This is a genomic window from Peribacillus sp. TE19612 (assembly GCF_056279465.1).
Window position 1 is genome coordinate 364,115 of the sequence record NZ_JBWCCL010000003.1, and the last position, 15,321, is coordinate 379,435.

Annotated in this window: 16 protein-coding genes; 10 read left to right on the plus strand and 6 right to left on the minus strand. The window is 40.1% G+C overall.

Annotated features, from left to right (window positions below):
* The first annotated feature begins 148 nt into the window (after window positions 1-148).
* A complete protein-coding gene (yhzF, locus tag ACZ9AO_RS07705; protein WP_048677966.1) occupies window positions 149-328 on the plus strand; it encodes a membrane protein YhzF in 180 nt (59 codons plus the stop codon).
* A 99-nt stretch (window positions 329-427) separates the two neighbouring features.
* On the opposite strand, the gene ACZ9AO_RS07710 is transcribed toward yhzF, so the two are convergent.
* From ACZ9AO_RS07710 to ACZ9AO_RS07720, 3 genes are all read right to left on the minus strand, one after another.
* On the minus strand, window positions 428-946 hold the full coding sequence (locus ACZ9AO_RS07710) for a tryptophan transporter (protein WP_476108798.1): 519 nt from the start codon (window positions 944-946) through the stop codon (window positions 428-430).
* 126 nt (window positions 947-1,072) lie between these two features.
* Window positions 1,073-2,176, minus strand: a complete 1,104-nt coding sequence (serC, locus tag ACZ9AO_RS07715; protein WP_476108799.1) for a 3-phosphoserine/phosphohydroxythreonine transaminase — start codon at window positions 2,174-2,176, stop codon at window positions 1,073-1,075.
* Between the two features lie 225 nt (window positions 2,177-2,401).
* Entirely contained in the window at window positions 2,402-2,824 is a 423-nt protein-coding gene (locus ACZ9AO_RS07720) for an HIT family protein (RefSeq protein WP_476108800.1), read from the minus strand.
* A 659-nt stretch (window positions 2,825-3,483) separates the two neighbouring features.
* Between ACZ9AO_RS07720 and ACZ9AO_RS07725 the strand changes: the two genes are divergently transcribed.
* From ACZ9AO_RS07725 to ACZ9AO_RS07735, 3 genes are all read left to right on the plus strand, one after another.
* The gene (locus ACZ9AO_RS07725; RefSeq protein WP_048677969.1) at window positions 3,484-4,227 is read left to right on the plus strand and encodes an ABC transporter ATP-binding protein; all 744 of its coding nucleotides are present in this window, start codon (window positions 3,484-3,486) and stop codon (window positions 4,225-4,227) included.
* Window positions 4,220-5,428, plus strand: coding sequence for an ABC transporter permease (locus ACZ9AO_RS07730; RefSeq protein ID WP_251538601.1), 1,209 nt, complete (start codon window positions 4,220-4,222; stop codon window positions 5,426-5,428). Before ACZ9AO_RS07725 ends, ACZ9AO_RS07730 begins: the two co-directional genes overlap by 8 nt.
* Window positions 5,429-6,137: 709 nt before the next feature.
* Window positions 6,138-6,845, plus strand: coding sequence for an EcsC family protein (locus ACZ9AO_RS07735; RefSeq protein ID WP_311292520.1), 708 nt, complete (start codon window positions 6,138-6,140; stop codon window positions 6,843-6,845).
* A 28-nt stretch (window positions 6,846-6,873) separates the two neighbouring features.
* Here the strand turns inward: ACZ9AO_RS07735 and ACZ9AO_RS07740 are convergent, their stop codons facing one another.
* Window positions 6,874-8,085 carry a M20 family metallopeptidase gene (locus ACZ9AO_RS07740; protein ID WP_476108802.1) on the minus strand — a complete coding sequence of 404 codons (1,212 nt, stop codon included), beginning with the start codon at window positions 8,083-8,085 and terminating at the stop codon, window positions 6,874-6,876.
* 94 nt (window positions 8,086-8,179) lie between these two features.
* Between ACZ9AO_RS07740 and ACZ9AO_RS07745 the strand changes: the two genes are divergently transcribed.
* Window positions 8,180-8,803, plus strand: coding sequence for a phosphatase PAP2 family protein (locus tag ACZ9AO_RS07745; protein WP_251538603.1), 624 nt, complete (start codon window positions 8,180-8,182; stop codon window positions 8,801-8,803).
* Window positions 8,804-9,254: 451 nt separating this feature from the next.
* On the opposite strand, the gene ACZ9AO_RS07750 is transcribed toward ACZ9AO_RS07745, so the two are convergent.
* Complete coding sequence (locus ACZ9AO_RS07750) at window positions 9,255-9,770, minus strand: antibiotic biosynthesis monooxygenase family protein (RefSeq protein WP_048678003.1); 516 nt, start codon at window positions 9,768-9,770, stop codon at window positions 9,255-9,257.
* 252 nt (window positions 9,771-10,022) lie between these two features.
* Here ACZ9AO_RS07750 and hemE point away from each other — a divergent pair, with 252 nt between their 5' ends.
* The 3 genes from hemE to ACZ9AO_RS07765 all read left to right on the plus strand — a co-directional run bounded on the left by hemE (window position 10,023) and on the right by ACZ9AO_RS07765 (window position 12,921).
* The gene (hemE, locus tag ACZ9AO_RS07755) at window positions 10,023-11,066 is read left to right on the plus strand and encodes a uroporphyrinogen decarboxylase (protein ID WP_048678002.1); all 1,044 of its coding nucleotides are present in this window, start codon (window positions 10,023-10,025) and stop codon (window positions 11,064-11,066) included.
* A gap of 78 nt (window positions 11,067-11,144) precedes the next feature.
* Window positions 11,145-12,080: a ferrochelatase gene (hemH, locus tag ACZ9AO_RS07760; protein ID WP_034314663.1), complete on the plus strand. Its 936-nt coding sequence runs from the start codon at window positions 11,145-11,147 to the stop codon at window positions 12,078-12,080.
* Window positions 12,081-12,345: 265 nt separating this feature from the next.
* Window positions 12,346-12,921, plus strand: a complete 576-nt coding sequence (locus ACZ9AO_RS07765) for a TetR/AcrR family transcriptional regulator (protein WP_048678001.1) — start codon at window positions 12,346-12,348, stop codon at window positions 12,919-12,921.
* 159 nt (window positions 12,922-13,080) lie between these two features.
* On the opposite strand, the gene yhfH is transcribed toward ACZ9AO_RS07765, so the two are convergent.
* Window positions 13,081-13,209, minus strand: coding sequence for a protein YhfH (yhfH, locus tag ACZ9AO_RS07770; RefSeq protein WP_065310849.1), 129 nt, complete (start codon window positions 13,207-13,209; stop codon window positions 13,081-13,083).
* Window positions 13,210-13,381: 172 nt separating this feature from the next.
* Here yhfH and ACZ9AO_RS07775 point away from each other — a divergent pair, with 172 nt between their 5' ends.
* Both ACZ9AO_RS07775 and ACZ9AO_RS07780 read left to right on the plus strand, forming a co-directional pair.
* On the plus strand, window positions 13,382-14,116 hold the full coding sequence (locus tag ACZ9AO_RS07775) for an MBL fold metallo-hydrolase (protein WP_063596505.1): 735 nt from the start codon (window positions 13,382-13,384) through the stop codon (window positions 14,114-14,116).
* 41 nt (window positions 14,117-14,157) lie between these two features.
* Window positions 14,158-15,147: a lipoate--protein ligase gene (locus tag ACZ9AO_RS07780; protein ID WP_476108803.1), complete on the plus strand. Its 990-nt coding sequence runs from the start codon at window positions 14,158-14,160 to the stop codon at window positions 15,145-15,147.
* Window positions 15,148-15,321 lie beyond the last annotated feature (174 nt).

The window sequence follows — 15,321 nt, forward strand, 5'->3', positions numbered from 1 at the left end:
AAAAATATTTTTTTAAACTTAGAGAGTCAATATATAATATTTAAAAATAACATGAAGCTTTAATAATAATGCTTCATATAAAGGGAAGAGCGGCATATAGATAATAAAAACAAGCTGTCGGAACATGGATGGCACTGGTGGGTTAATAATGAAAATCATTTTTTTATTAGGCCTGGTATGCCTGTGCGGGATGGGGTATTTTCTAAGGCAAGCAAAAACTCCTGGCATCTATCCGCCTAGGAGGGTGCTCCAGGCTAGAGCCTTCGCTATGGGTCTCCCCGGGGTTTTACTGCTTTTCATTTGGTTTATGTGGATGTTGATTCATTGATCATTGGAGGGTGATTCTGACTAGAATTCCAGATTCATATGATTGGAAAAAAAAGCACCGGACATTCCGGTGCTTTTTTAGGTATGATGATCCTGCTGCTTAAGCATTAATGGGTATATTTGATTTTCTTACGATGCCTTTCACAATTGGATAAATGATGACCATCGCAACTGTATTTAACAATACGGCAGGAAGCACAACAGCTCCGAAAAGTGCAACGAAAGGCCCTGGAAGGGAAACGATATAATAAGCCGAACCAAGGAAGACAGCGCCGGAAATCAATGTTCCAACGGCAGTCAAGATACTAACGGTGACAACGGATGTTGAAAACTTCTTTAGACTGATGAATAAAAGGTAAAACAGAAAGGCTGTTGCCAATTTGTCTATGATATTTGGGATCTGTCCTGCTGGAAATGTAGTTGTCATGGCAGAGATGGCTCCTGCTGCCAGGGCGACAATGAATACATTCTTCTTAGCGGGAAACAGGGTTATCGCCAAAAACATCATCAACAGCATCATATCCGGTTTCATTCCTAGGAAGAATCCAGGTACGATAAAATGCAGGGCAGCCCCAATCCCGATTAATAGGGACAGTGACACAAGGGTTTTCGTTTTCATTTACTCATCTCTCCTATTCTCATCTCAACTAACAGCTTTTCTTCAACAATGCACTATTGCCTGTTGCAAGAAGTTTAAAATAGTATATCATAAGACCTGTTTTTTTAGAAGTTATATTTGTTTGAATTAAAGAGTTTGAGCTTCTTTCGCTTTATACGATTCCTGGAATTTCTTCATGAAATCAGCAAGGTCCTGGCAATGGGATAGAGGGACCGCATTATAGATGGATGCTCTGCAGCCGCCGATGGAACGGTGACCGTTCAGTCCTACGAATCCGGCTTCCTTCACTTCTTTAAGGAAATGCACTTCAGCTTCTTCAGACGGAAGCGTGAACGTTACGTTCATTAATGAACGGCTGTCCGGTAGGGCATGGCCTTTATAAAAACCGTCACTGCCGTCGATGGCATCGTAAATGACTTTTGCTTTTTCTTCATTGATTTCAGCAATCTTTTCCACTCCGCCCTGATCTTTAGCCCAATCCAACACAAGGGACAATAAGTAAATGGCCAATGTCGGAGGAGTGTTGTATAAAGAATTATTTTTCGAATGGATTGAATAGTTCATCATGGATGGGATTTTGTCATTATCCGTTATTAAATCTTTACGGATGATAACGACTGTGATTCCCGACGGACCTAGATTCTTTTGTGCACCAGCATAGATGATGCCGAATTTACTAATATCAATCTTTTTGCTGAGAATATCACTCGACATATCGGCTACTAGAGGAATGTTGCCTGTTTCCGGGAAATCCTTCCACTGTGTTCCGTAAATCGTATTATTGCTTGTGATATGAAGATAAGCAGCATCGTCATTCAATTTGATATCTTCCACTTTAGGGATGAACGTATATTTTTCATCTTTGGATGAAGCTACTACGGCCGTTTCACCAACCTTTTTGGCTTCTTTTAATGCTTTTTCCGACCAAGAACCAGTGAGGACATAATCCGCCCTTTTTCCATCTTTCAAAATGTTCATGGGAATCATGGAAAATTGTAGACTTGCCCCTCCTTGCAGCAGGAGAACTTCATAATTTTCAGGAATTTCCATAAGATCTTTTAATGATTGAATGGCATGGTTATGAATTTTTTCGAATTCGGAACTTCTATGGCTTAATTCCATGACAGACATACCGGAATCCTCAATATTCAACCATTCGTTTTGGGCTCTTTGTAAAACTTCTAAAGGAAGGGCGGCTGGCCCAGCGTTAAAATTACGTGCACGTTTCAATTTTTTTCCTCCTATGTGACTATGTGATAAAGTATTTGAGACTATTCATATATCCTACCAGAAAACTAAATTCAATTGGAGGAAAATTTAGAATTTTAAGTGACAATCCTTTTAAATGATAGGCCAAAGTAAAAAGGCCCTGCACTTTAAAGTGAGGACCAACTCGGGATCATTTTTTCAAGCAACGAAAGGAGAAAGAAACCTTCTTCACAGGCTATTGCAGTCTCATTTTATATGCTGAGCAATGGAGTCAGCAATTTGTTTCAGGCTATCCGGTGTATAGTCGCTGGTATTGGTTTTCCAAACAGCACCAAAGCCGTCACCTTCCCCATGCCGAGGAATTAAATGCATATGAAAATGGAAAACGGACTGCCCTGCAGCTTCACCGTTATTATTTAAAAGGTTCAGGCCTACAGGTTGGAATTCCTGATTCATGGCGCGGGCAATTTCCGGCACCGCTTCAAAAAGGTTCTTGGCAATCTCAGGTGTCAACTCATAAAGATTTTCCTTATGTACTTTAGGTATTACCAGCGTATGGCCTTTCGTAACTTGACTGATATCGAGAAAGGCCAAAACATGTTCATTTTCGAAAACTTTACTACTTGGAATTTCCCCATCGATTATTTTGCAAAAAATGCAATCACTCATGAATAACGCTCCTTTAAAAGTTAATGTATTTGGTTAATCGTACCATAGCTTGAATCCTTGGGAAAAGGAAAAATATAAAAACAGGATGCAACATTAAGTTGCACCCTGCCTGTCGAAAAAGGGGGTTTTGCTTCACAATTCGCATTAGCATAAATTCTCTGCGACAAACACCTCATCTACATTGTAGTAAAATATGGTTATTATCTAAATAGAGATTTTCCATTCAAAGCAACCATCTCCTATATCTTTAAAGTTTCATCAACTTTTAAAGCATAATTGATAATTATTGAATGATTTTTCTGCTTTTACGTGCAAGAGAACCATCTCCTTGCTCGAAACGATTTTTGTTATGAAGCTTCTGGTTTAATTCAGTTTATACGTCTTTAACTGACACCTCATTTACAATATGATGTAAATCATTTGTAATAAACCTTATGGGTATTTCAGTGTAATACGTCTTTAACTGACACCTCATTTACAATATGATGTGAATCACACGTAATGACTAACCCCTTCTTCCTTATTTATGATGGCCATCAAGCAGCAAAAATATAATTAGTTATTTATGGAAATTTAGGTCCGGGAACACTCGACTATATAAAAGCAGGAGAATTTGATAAAATGGAAATAAGAACCTCTATATAGAAAGGATCGTTTATATGTCCTTATTGGAAATAAAGCAGCTAGTGGGCGGATACACGAAAACGCCCGTTTTAAAAGGAATAAGTTTTGACATTCAGCCAAATGAGCTGGTTGGGTTAATTGGGCTTAACGGGGCTGGGAAAAGTACGACGATTAAACATATCATCGGACTCATGGAGCCGAAAGGCGGAAGCGTCTCGATTCATGGTAAAACACTAGCTCAGGACCCGGATACATATCGAAAACAATTCACTTATGTTCCAGAAACGCCCATTTTGTATGATGAGCTTACACTTGAGGAGCATTTAAAGCTTACAGCCATGGCACATGGTTTGGCGGAAGCCACATTTAAAGAGAGGATGGACGTTCTGTTAAAGGAATTCCATATGGAGAAAAGGCTTAAATGGTTCCCGGCCCATTTTTCAAAGGGAATGAAGCAAAAGGTCATGATAATGTGCGCCTTTTTAGTACAGCCGTCTTTATATATCGTCGATGAACCCTTCGTAGGTCTTGATCCACTAGGCATTCAATCCCTGCTTGATTTGATGAGGAAGATGAAAGAGAGCGGAGCGGGAATTTTAATGTCTACACACATTTTGGCGACAGCCGAGAGGTATTGTGATTCTTTCATCATACTGCATAATGGAGAGATTCGGGCGAAAGGCAATCTTGAGCAGCTTCGTGAACAATTTTCCATGCCAGGGGCAACTCTGGACGATTTATATATCCAATTGACGAAAGAAGAAATCGGTCATGAATAGTCAAAATCTCTGGAAGGAAAGATATTTAGGCTATATAAATGAGACGCAAAAATATCTTCGTTATATTTTTAATGGCCATCTTGTTTTTGTCATGGTATTGGTTCTTGGTGGGTTGGCTTATTATTACAGTGATTGGGTGAAGACGTTAAACAGTGATTTCCCTGCTGCATTGATCATGGCCTTTGTTTTATCGATCATTGTAACCAGAAGCCCGATAAATACTTTCTTGAAAGAACCCGATACGGTATTCCTGCTTCCGCTTGAAACGAAGTTGAGAAGTTATTTCAAGAATTCATTGATATTAAGCTGGTTCATGCAGGGCTTTATTCTTCTGGTTGTCCTGATTGCATCGATACCGATGTATTCGAAGGTTACGGGTGCAGGAGGTAAGGACCTTGGAATCATCCTGGCCGTTTTGCTTATTTTGAAGTATTTGAATTTGACCATGCGCTGGCTGGTATTGAAATATCAGGATACATCAGTGAGCCATTGGGACTCTATCATTCGCTTTTTACTTAATGGCGTGATTCTTTATTTCATCTGTTCAAGGGCAAATATACTGTTTGCACTTATAACCTTCTTATTATTGTTAGCACTTTACATGTATTACCGAAGCGCTACTAAAGGTTTCGTGCTGAAGTGGGAACGGCTGGTGGAACTGGAAAACAAACGGATGAATTCTTTCTATCGAATAGCGAACATGTTTACTGATGTTCCTCATTTGAAAGGGAAGGTAGCGAGAAGGAAATGGATGGACTGGCTATTAGCACTCATTCCGTATGGTGATAAATCAACTTATACCTATCTTTACGCTCGTACCCTTCTGCGATCCAATGATTATGTGGGACTTTGTTTTCGTTTAACGATCATGGGATCCGTGATTTTAAGTGTATTCACTAACATATTTGCACATTTGATTGTTACGTTCATGTTCTTATTCATGACAGCCCTGCAACTGCTGCCGGTTTGGAAGGCACATGAGTGGAAAGTATGGGTCTCATTGTATCCATTGCCAGCAAAAATGAGAGAATCTGCAGTCATAAAACTAATTTCCTATTTCCTATTATTTGAGGACCTTGTCTTCAGTTTGGTCCTGCTAGTGAAAGGGGAATGGATGTCCGCTTTAGCCGCCTTGGCAATGGGGCTTGTTTTCATATTCGGTTTTAAAATTTATGCAACAAAGAAAATAAAAAACTTTTAAGCAGAAGCTGATTTTTCATAAAATCAGCTTTTTCTTTATTAATGTTACAGTTGATTTCAGAAATCCGCTCCCTTTCCGCCGACTGTCTGCCAAGCCTCCTCGACGCAAGCGTCTGTGGGGTCTCGGCTAGCCAGTTTTTCGGCAGGAGTGTCGCAAATTTCTTCCATACATTAAGGATTACAGTAAAAAAATCAAAGAACCAGTCTGAAATCTGGTTCGGGATGAGTCTAACTTACGGTTATTACATTTCAGTTGATTTCAGAAATTCGCTCCCTTTCCGCCGACTGTCTGCCAAGCCTCCTCGACGCAAGCGTCTGTGGGGTCTCGGCTAGCCAGTTTTTCGGCAGGAGTGTGTCGCAAATTTCTTCCATCCATTAAGGAATACAGTAAGAAAACATCAAGGATAACCTAGTCTAAAACTTGGTTCGGAATAGACCAGCCTGCAGTTTTTATTTTAAAAAACGATCCAGTTGATTGGAACGTAAGGTACGAGACTCCAGCGGGGAAAACGCGTCCAAGGGAGACCCCACAGGCGCAAAGAGCGCCGAGGTGGCTCCCGGACCGCCCGCGGAAAGCGAGTGCCTGGAGTGGAAAACAACGTTCGAATTTTACAAACCCTCAAAAAAAACGTTTCAGTTAATTTTTAAGAAATGAAAATTGAAAATAAAAGCCTCATAGGGGGTATATACATATTTAACGGAGGTGTTAAATGATGGATGAATATGAACAAAAGGCATTATCTGAACTAATATCATGGAAAAAGAAAGTAGCCAAGAAATCCGGCAGGTTTGAGCGGATGTCCAAAAAGGCGCAAATCAAATTGAATAGTTATATTCCAGACCGAGTGCACAAAGTGATTACTGATAGTATTAAAGGGATGATAGAGGCAGTATTATCAGGTTCTAAATATATGTCTAAAGAAAAAAATGTAGTGCTATTATCCTTGCAGCAAAAGGAAGAGTGGGTTGCGGAAACTGTAACCGCATATAGGAAAACGGCCGTTATAGAAGGTGTGGGTACCGGAGCGGCAGGGCTTTTAATTGGATTGGCTGATTTCCCATTACTGCTTAGCATCAAGATGAAATTATTATTCGAAATATCCCGTATATACGGTTTCGATCCCAAAAAATATGAGGAACGATTGTTCATCCTTCATATCTTCCAGATGGCATTTTCAAGCGAGGAGAAGAAATTGGAAACATTACGGGTAATAGAGGAATGGGATTCAGGGAAATGTCCGGAAATAGACTGGCAGGAATTTCAGCAGGAATATCGCGATCACATCGATGTCATCAAAATGTTTCAGCTCGTTCCAGGTTTTGGGGCAGCTGTCGGTGGATATGCCAACTATCATTTGTTGGAACATCTTGGGAAGACGGCTGTTCATTGTTACCGAATCAGACTTCTTAAACAGTAAGGGACGGGGAAAACCCGTCCCTTTACCATTATCGTAATAATGATTCATTCACTTTTTTAGATGATTGTTTCTTATTGTGATAGGTCACCGCTGCAGTGCCTAATATTTTGGCTGCAATGAGCATCGCTTTTTCATCAATGTCAAACAAAGGATGATGATGTGGATATGTTTGTTCATTTTTTGGCCTGGCTCCCGTAAAGAAGAATGTACCTTTTACATTTTGTAAATAATAAGAAAAATCTTCACCTGTCATATCCGGGGCAATTTCCTCTGTAATCAAAACTTCCTTGACGGACTCAGTGCTTTCGATGAGGAATTTAGTTTCTTCAACATGCGGAATAACAGCCGGATAGCCTTGAAAGTATTGATATTCATAGGTGCAGTCAGCAGCTATGCAGGTTCCTTTAACAATCCGTTCCATTTCTTTGCTAATGAATGAACGGACATCTTCATTGAATGTGCGGACGGTCCCGATTATTTTAGCCTTATCTGCAATGACGTTAAAGGCATTATCTGCTATAAAGGAACCGACGGTAACGACTGCAGAATCTATTGGGTTAAGCCGGCGGCTTACGATTTGCTGTAGGGCCATGACTAGCTGAGAGCCGACTACGATTGCATCACGGGTTTTATGCGGCTGGGCTCCATGTCCGCCCTGCCCTTGAATGGTGATTTCAAAACGGTCAGCAGCGGCCATAAGGGGTCCTAAAGCGTATTGGACTGTTCCGGTAGGGGCCGTGGCCCATAAATGGGTGCCGAAAATTACATCCACCCCATCAAGGCAGCCAGCCTCAATCATCGGTTTGGCGCCTCCTGGAGCATACTCTTCAGCATGCTGGTGGATAAATATATATTCACCTTCGAGGTCATCCTTCAGTTCATTCAGATTTTTTGCAAGGAGAAGGAGTGTCGCTGTATGGCCATCGTGTCCACACGCATGCATGACCCCGGGTACGGAAGATTTATAGTGAACTTCTTTTTCATCTTGAATGGGTAAGGCGTCGAAATCAGCGCGCAATGCTACGGTTTTACCGGGCTTACTGCCTGTGACCTTGGCAATAACACCATTGCCGCCTACATTCGTCCGGTGTTCGATTCCATGTTTTTTATAATATTCAGCGATGAAGGCAGCCGTTTGGGTTTCTTGAAAAGAAAGCTCGGGATGTTGATGAAGGTAACGCCTGATGGAAACCATTTCTTCATATGAGCCATCCAGAAGATCGTGTAATCGCTGTATCATTTTGCACCTCCCAATGATTGGATTAATTGTAAATAGTATATCATATTCTGAATGATCCAAAGAGAATTAAATACCTTGAGGAGAGAGAGAGATAATGAATAAATATTCCTGGATTGCTATGGTTTCGCTTTGCTTGTTGCTATTCTTTTTTTTAATGAATGAAATTCAGAGTGAGAAATCTTTAGCATTCGATACATATATTGCGGAACTCTTTTCCGTAGGTAAAAATACTTTTTCGTTCACTTTCTTCAAGTCCATTACCTATCTTGGGAAATCCATGTTCATTGGTTTTGGCAGCTTACTATGTGTTCTATATTTGTGGATAATAAAGAAGGATTATTGGACCATGGCCGTCTTTTCTATCGGGATTGCCGGCGGGGATGTATTAAACGGGTGGATAAAAAATCATGTTAAAAGAGTGCGACCTGAAAATCATTTGATGGACACCGCTGGCTTCAGTTTTCCAAGTGGCCACGCAATGGTGGGCATTATTTTCTTCAGTATGGTAGCTTATTTAATCATGAATGAAATTAAAGGAAACTCATTGAAATGGGCAATGGGAATTGGTTTCGTTTGTCTGGTCCTGCTGATCGGTGTCAGCAGGATCGTTATGAAAGTTCACTTTCCAACTGATATTTTGGCAGGTTTTGCATTAGGGGCGGCATATAGTTTAATCTTGTTTAAATTGTATAAATTCCTGGGGTCTAGAGTGCTTTGAATAAAGGATTCTGATGAAATATATGTAAATATCGGTTGCATTTCCCCGGAAATAAAGAAGGAATTTGTCGGATTGTTATAGGTTTATATGATTTTTGGGCGTCCTACCTCTGAATACATATCTTTCACCAAGTCATAAATGAAAGTGAAGTCAATGGAAGCCTCAATTTTACGAACCAATCACCTCAAGTTTTAATAGATCTATTTTAAAACAAAAAAGACAGTAGGCAATAGGAGTTCTATCCGAATTTTTAAACATAGTTGATTGGAGCGGGTGTTTGAGACTCCTGCGGGAATAGCTAGTCCAAGGGAGCAAGGGAGACCCCACAGGCGCAAGTGCCATACGTTCCAAACAACGACCAAATTTGTACAAGCAAAAAAATTGTAGACGAGTTTGTCTAAGTTTAAGAGGCCCATCCTTTAGGATGCGCCTCTTATTGAGCAAGAATGGATTATTCTTCGGAATCCTTCACCAATGTATATTGCGTTACATAGGCTTCACCTGAAAACATCTTCTGGCTGGAATTCGTAACGGGAGCTTTGGAGTCGCTATTATGTGCCATCTTAAAGGAACTGGAATTCTTCCAGTTCAGGAAATCAGCTTGTTTCTCCCAAATCGTTAGAATAACATAAGTTTCAGAGTTGATTGGCCGCAGTACACGAAGTGCGACGAAACCTGGTTCATTTTCAATGAATCCAGCCCTGTTTTTAAAACGATGTTCGAATACCGGCCTTCCTTCTTCACTTACAGGGATATTGTTCATGACTACATACCCATGATCCTGAAGGGTTCCTTTCCCATCAACTACTTCATACTTACGTGGAGAGCTGAAGATCGTTTTACCTGTAGTTTCATGTAAAAGTACTGCAGTGTCAGGGTTTTGCATAAGTAATATTTTTTCATTCGGGTGCTTATCTTTTTTGATTTTCAAAAAATCGTAAGTGCCTGATGTGATGAATACATTCATAATTTCCCCTCCAATTACTATATAGTGCCTGTATACCCATTTTACCCAATGAATAGTGCTTTTACCATTTCCAAACTAACCATAAAGCTGGTAAACCGGTAAGATACATATATAAAAGTCGATTTTTTGACAAATATATTATAGAAAAAGCTATAGTTTAAGGAGATTCGATTTGAAATTCAACATCCTTCTGATATTCTATGTAGGTAATGAATAAAAATAGAAACGTGATTGCTTGAAAGGTGGATATTAATGTCTAAGGAAATTACGAATGATACATTTTTAAAAGCTGCAAGAGGAGAGAAAACGGATCATGTGCCTGTTTGGTATATGCGTCAGGCTGGCCGTTCACAGCCGGAATACCGTAAATTGAAAGAAAAGTACTCACTTTTTGAAATTACTCATCAGCCGGAATTATGCGCTTATGTAACTAGATTGCCAGTTGAGCAATATGATGTAGACGCTGCGATTTTATATAAAGATATAATGACACCGCTACCAGCCATTGGTGTCGATGTTGAGATTAAGTCCGGAATCGGTCCAGTCATAGCCAATCCAATCCAATCGGTGACAGATGTTGAAAAATTAGGTGAATTGAACCCAGAGAAAGACATCCCATATGTGTTGGACACGATTAAATTATTGACCACGGAGCAATTGTCCGTTCCTTTGATCGGTTTCTCCGGGGCTCCGTTCACCATTGCTTCATACATGATTGAAGGCGGCCCCTCCAAAAACTACAATAAGACGAAAGCTTTCATGTATTCCGAGCCAAAGGCCTGGTTTGCATTAATGGATAAGCTAGCGGATATGATCATCATCTATGTCAAGTCACAAATTAAAGCCGGCGTTAAAGCCGTCCAAATCTTTGATTCATGGGTGGGTGCTTTGAATGTTGAAGATTACCGCGTGTTCATCAAGCCGATCATGACTCGTATCTTTTCTTCATTGAGAGAAGAAAATGTACCGCTAATCATGTTCGGGGTCGGCGCAAGTCACTTGGCACTTGAGTGGAATGATCTTCCGATTGATGTAGTCGGGCTTGATTGGAGATTGCCAATTACAGAAGCAAGACAAATGGGAATCCAGAAAACGGTACAAGGTAATCTTGATCCTGCCCTGCTATTATCATCATGGGATGTTATAGAAGAACGGACGAAAAGGATTTTGGATCAGGGCATGGAACAGGACGGCTACATCTTTAATCTTGGTCATGGAGTTTTCCCATCCGTAAATCCGGAAACACTGAAGAGGCTGACCGCTTTCATTCACGAATATTCATCAAAAATGAAGTAAGGTGAGCGAACCATTTGCTAAAACTCCTTAATTGGATGCACAATAAAAGAACGAAATCTTTAAAAGAGGTGTAATTTCATGTCAAGAAAAAAGATGGGCCTTTTAGTCATGGCTTATGGTACTCCATACACTGAAGAGGATATTGAAAGGTATTATACACATATTCGACATGGGAGACGGCCAAGCGACGAATTGATTGCCGACCTTAAAGGCAGATATGAAGCGATCGGTGGATTATCCCCGCTTGCAAAAATAACGGCAGGACAAGCTGAAGCGCTTGAAAAGAAATTGAATTCCGTCCAGGAGGAAGTTGAATTCAAGGCATATCTTGGACTGAAACATATTGAACCTTTTGTTGAAGACGCAGTGAAACAAATGCATGAAGATGGAATCAAAGAGGCGGTCAGTATCGTATTGGCACCGCATTTTTCAACATTCAGCGTGAAGTCTTATAATGGACGTGCCCAGGATGAAGCCGCTAAATTGGGTGACCTGACCATCACTTCCGTTGAAAGCTGGTATGATGAACCAAAATTCATCCAATATTGGGTAGACCAAGTAAAAGAAGTAATCGGGAAAATGACCTCGGAAGAACGCGATAATTTCGCTTTGATTGTGTCGGCACATAGCCTCCCGGAAAAAATCTTGCAATCGGGTGATCCGTATCCAAATCAATTGAAAGAAACGGCAGACATGATTGCCGAAGGCGCAGGGGTTACCAATTATGCAGTAGGCTGGCAAAGCGCTGGACAAACTCCTGAACCATGGTTGGGACCCGATGTACAGGATTTAACCAGAGATCTTCATCAAGCAAAAGGTTATAAAGCTTTCATTTATATTCCTGTTGGCTTTGTTGCCGAGCACCTTGAAGTCCTTTATGATAACGATTATGAATGTAAGGTTGTGACGGAAGAGATTGGCGCAGGCTACTATAGGCCGGATATGCCCAATGTTAAACCTGAATTCATCGATGCTTTGGCCACGATCATTTTAAACAGATTACAGGAAAAGTGATCAGTCAATAGGATAAATTTAGTTTAACCATGCTTGCCATGTGCTCTGCATATTTTAGTTATGTTATTCACTGGAAAAGCGACGCTACCTTTGGCCTTGCAGATTTAAATAAATATGTATTTTCGAAAAGTGGCTGTCCAGTAACGAGGATGGCCATTGTTTCACTTGGAAATTGAAAATATAATTGAAAAAACTGAAAATTTTTGGTATGATATCGTTGAACATAATGACTGTTTTGTCCGTCTGGTCAGGATTGGGGTGGGAAATGTCTGTTGATCGTAAAAAATTAATTTTGGAAGCTGCGACCAAGTCGTTTTCACTTTTTGGCTATAAGGCAACGACGATGGATCAAGTCGCTAAAATTGCCAATGTGGGAAAAGGGACCATTTATACCTTTTATAAAAATAAAGAAGAGCTGTTTAAAGAAATCGTTCAGCGGATGATAGAGGAAATGAAATATGAGGCGGAACAATCTTTGGATGACCAACTCTCCTTTTTTGAAAACCTGCATCGGGCCGTTTATCGAATTCTGGAGTTCAGGCAGGAACATCAATTATCATTAAAACTTCTTCAGGAAGAGCGGGAAATTGGTACGCCGGCCGTTCAGGAAATGGTTAATGAAATGGAAGAAGCCATCGTATCCTACATTAAGGAAAAACTAAAAATAGCGATTGATAAGGGCTATATACAACCTTGCGATCCAGAGATAACAGCTTTCCTGATGCTAAAAATGTACCTTGCCCTGATCTTTGATTGGGAAAGGAACCATGCCCCATTAGAGAAAGAGGAAATTGCTGAACTATTTAAAATATATTTGTTCAAAGGATTATCCGTTACGTGATCATTCTATTTTTTTGCTGAAAGGCAATGAACCCCAATAAAAGAAGAGATACCGATCATCGGTTCTCTTCTTTTATTGGGGTTTTTTTCAGCTGCGAAACCGAAACATCTATGAATTCATCCTGCTATTTGGGAAGAGGATGGTGAAACACAAAGACTACTACTCTCCAGAAAGGCAATGATCACAGTGGTTTCCATAACATTCGTGCTGTTCTTCAATTTTTTTTCCGCATTCCGTGCATTGTTTCGGTGGCAGATTTTTAAAGAACTCAACGCTACTTTGAATCATGAACATCATCTCCTGAATTTTTTATTATTCGCTTTTCTATGGTTTTATTGTATTATAACAGATTTAGAATGTCAATGAATGTTTTATAACATAAGTAAAAAAGGTGAAATAAGGGCAAGAATAGTTTATATTAATGGGGAAGTCATTGAGAGAAAAAAAGGAGTGCCTAAGCATGAAAATCACCGTAATTGGCTGCTGGGGCGGTTATCCAGCTAAAAATGAGGCAAGTTCCGGCTATTTGCTTGAATATGAAGATTTTCGCATTCTGCTTGATTGTGGCAGCGGTGTTCTATCACAGCTTCAAAACCATATGAAGCCGGAGGATCTTGGTGCAGTTGTATTATCCCACTATCATCCTGATCATGTAGCGGATATTGGTGTCCTGCAACACGCTGCGTTCATACAGCAGATATTGGGCAGCGAAAAAAGGACGATTCCTATATATGGTCATGATTTGGACGAAGTCGAATTTGGTAAGTTAACTTATAAAGACGTGACAAAGGGGATAGCCATCTCTGCTGATCAGCCTTTAACCATTGGACCGTGTACATTTACGTTCATGAAAACAAAACATCCAGTACCTTGTTTTGCAATGAGGATTGAAGCTGAAAATCATTCGATAGTTTACACAGGTGACAGTTCATATATGGATGAGCTTGCAGATTTCGCTAAAGACGCAAATGTTTTATTATGTGAAAGTAACTTTTACAGTGATATGGATGGTTCAAAGGCGGGGCATATGACGGCAAGGGAAGCGGGCCTGCTGGCAGAAAAGGCTGACGTCCAGCTTTTGCTGTTAACTCACCTCCCTCATTATGGGAATCTCGATCAACTGAAAAAAGAAGCATCCGAGGTATTCAAAAGGGAAATAGCTGTAGCCAAAACCAATCTCGAGTTCCAACTATAAATGAAACATCAGTGATATGAAGTCTACAAGGAGGAACAACTGTGCTTTTTATTGATAATAAGGGAATTACAGATCCAAGAATTAACCTGGCCATCGAAGAGTTTGCGCTTAAACATTTAAACATAGATGAAACCTATCTTTTATTTTACATTAATCGACCTTCAATCATCATAGGCAGAAATCAAAATACGATTGAAGAAATCAATTCCGATTATGTAGATGAAAAGGGCATTACAGTTGTTCGCCGCCTTTCCGGGGGTGGAGCGGTTTATCATGACCTAGGGAATCTCAATTTCAGTTTCATTACGAAAGATGATGGGGATAGTTTCCATAACTTCAAGAAATTCACCCAGCCTGTCGTGGAAACGCTCGAGAAACTAGGAATACATGCTGAATTGAGCGGTCGTAACGATATTCTGGCTGAAGGAAAGAAAATTTCGGGAAACGCGATGTTTTCAACGAAGGGCAGAATGTTCAGTCATGGGACATTGCTGTTTCAATCAGAAATGGATCACATTGTATCCGCTTTAAAAGTGAAAAAAGATAAAATCGAGTCCAAAGGGATTAAATCGATAAGAAGCCGTGTTGGTAATATCGCCGATTTCCTAAAAGAACCGATGTCTGTTGAAGAATTCCGTTCATTCCTTCTGCAAAATATTTTCAAAGATAACGGACAGGTTACAGAGTATGTTTTAACAGAAACGGATTGGGAGAAAATTCACGAAATCTCGGAAGATAGGTATCAAAATTGGGAGTGGAATTACGGGAAATCACCTAAATTTAACTTGCAAAACTCACATAGATTTCCTGTGGGATCTGTTGATATCCGCCTTGAAGTGAACAGGGGAATCATTGAGAACTGCAAGATCTACGGTGATTTCTTCGGGGTCGGAGAGGTTGCGGATATTGAACGAAAGCTTACTGGAATACGCTATGAAAAGGAAGCAATCAGCAGAGTACTGGATGAGATCGATGTTCGTCATTATTTTGGCAATGTAACAAAAGAAGAAATATTGGCTTTAATATATTAAGCCTGGAAGCCGTCCCGACTTAATAGGACGGCTTTTGTGACTAATAATGACAGTAATTGCTTGAATATGGATAAAATGGTTGCTGTGATCGCATTCTTTTAATATAATAAAAATGTATTTATTTCACCATAAAAATGAATGACCATTCATTCATGCTATTTGCAGGGGAGGGAG

Excerpts from the sequence above, each read along its gene's own strand:
- yhzF (WP_048677966.1), top strand. The coding sequence starts at position 149 with ATGAAAATCATTTTTTTATTAGGCCTGGTATGCCTGTGCGGGATGGGG.
- ACZ9AO_RS07710 (WP_476108798.1), bottom strand. The coding sequence starts at position 946 with ATGAAAACGAAAACCCTTGTGTCACTGTCCCTATTAATCGGGATTGGG.
- ACZ9AO_RS07720 (WP_476108800.1), bottom strand. The coding sequence starts at position 2,824 with ATGAGTGATTGCATTTTTTGCAAAATAATCGATGGGGAAATTCCAAGT.
- ACZ9AO_RS07725 (WP_048677969.1), top strand. The coding sequence starts at position 3,484 with ATGTCCTTATTGGAAATAAAGCAGCTAGTGGGCGGATACACGAAAACG.
- ACZ9AO_RS07730 (WP_251538601.1), top strand. The coding sequence starts at position 4,220 with ATGAATAGTCAAAATCTCTGGAAGGAAAGATATTTAGGCTATATAAAT.
- ACZ9AO_RS07735 (WP_311292520.1), top strand. The coding sequence starts at position 6,138 with ATGATGGATGAATATGAACAAAAGGCATTATCTGAACTAATATCATGG.
- ACZ9AO_RS07740 (WP_476108802.1), bottom strand. The coding sequence starts at position 8,085 with ATGATACAGCGATTACACGATCTTCTGGATGGCTCATATGAAGAAATG.
- ACZ9AO_RS07745 (WP_251538603.1), top strand. The coding sequence starts at position 8,180 with ATGAATAAATATTCCTGGATTGCTATGGTTTCGCTTTGCTTGTTGCTA.
- ACZ9AO_RS07750 (WP_048678003.1), bottom strand. The coding sequence starts at position 9,770 with ATGAATGTATTCATCACATCAGGCACTTACGATTTTTTGAAAATCAAA.
- hemE (WP_048678002.1), top strand. The coding sequence starts at position 10,023 with ATGTCTAAGGAAATTACGAATGATACATTTTTAAAAGCTGCAAGAGGA.
- hemH (WP_034314663.1), top strand. The coding sequence starts at position 11,145 with ATGTCAAGAAAAAAGATGGGCCTTTTAGTCATGGCTTATGGTACTCCA.
- ACZ9AO_RS07765 (WP_048678001.1), top strand. The coding sequence starts at position 12,346 with ATGTCTGTTGATCGTAAAAAATTAATTTTGGAAGCTGCGACCAAGTCG.
- yhfH (WP_065310849.1), bottom strand. The coding sequence starts at position 13,209 with ATGATTCAAAGTAGCGTTGAGTTCTTTAAAAATCTGCCACCGAAACAA.
- ACZ9AO_RS07775 (WP_063596505.1), top strand. The coding sequence starts at position 13,382 with ATGAAAATCACCGTAATTGGCTGCTGGGGCGGTTATCCAGCTAAAAAT.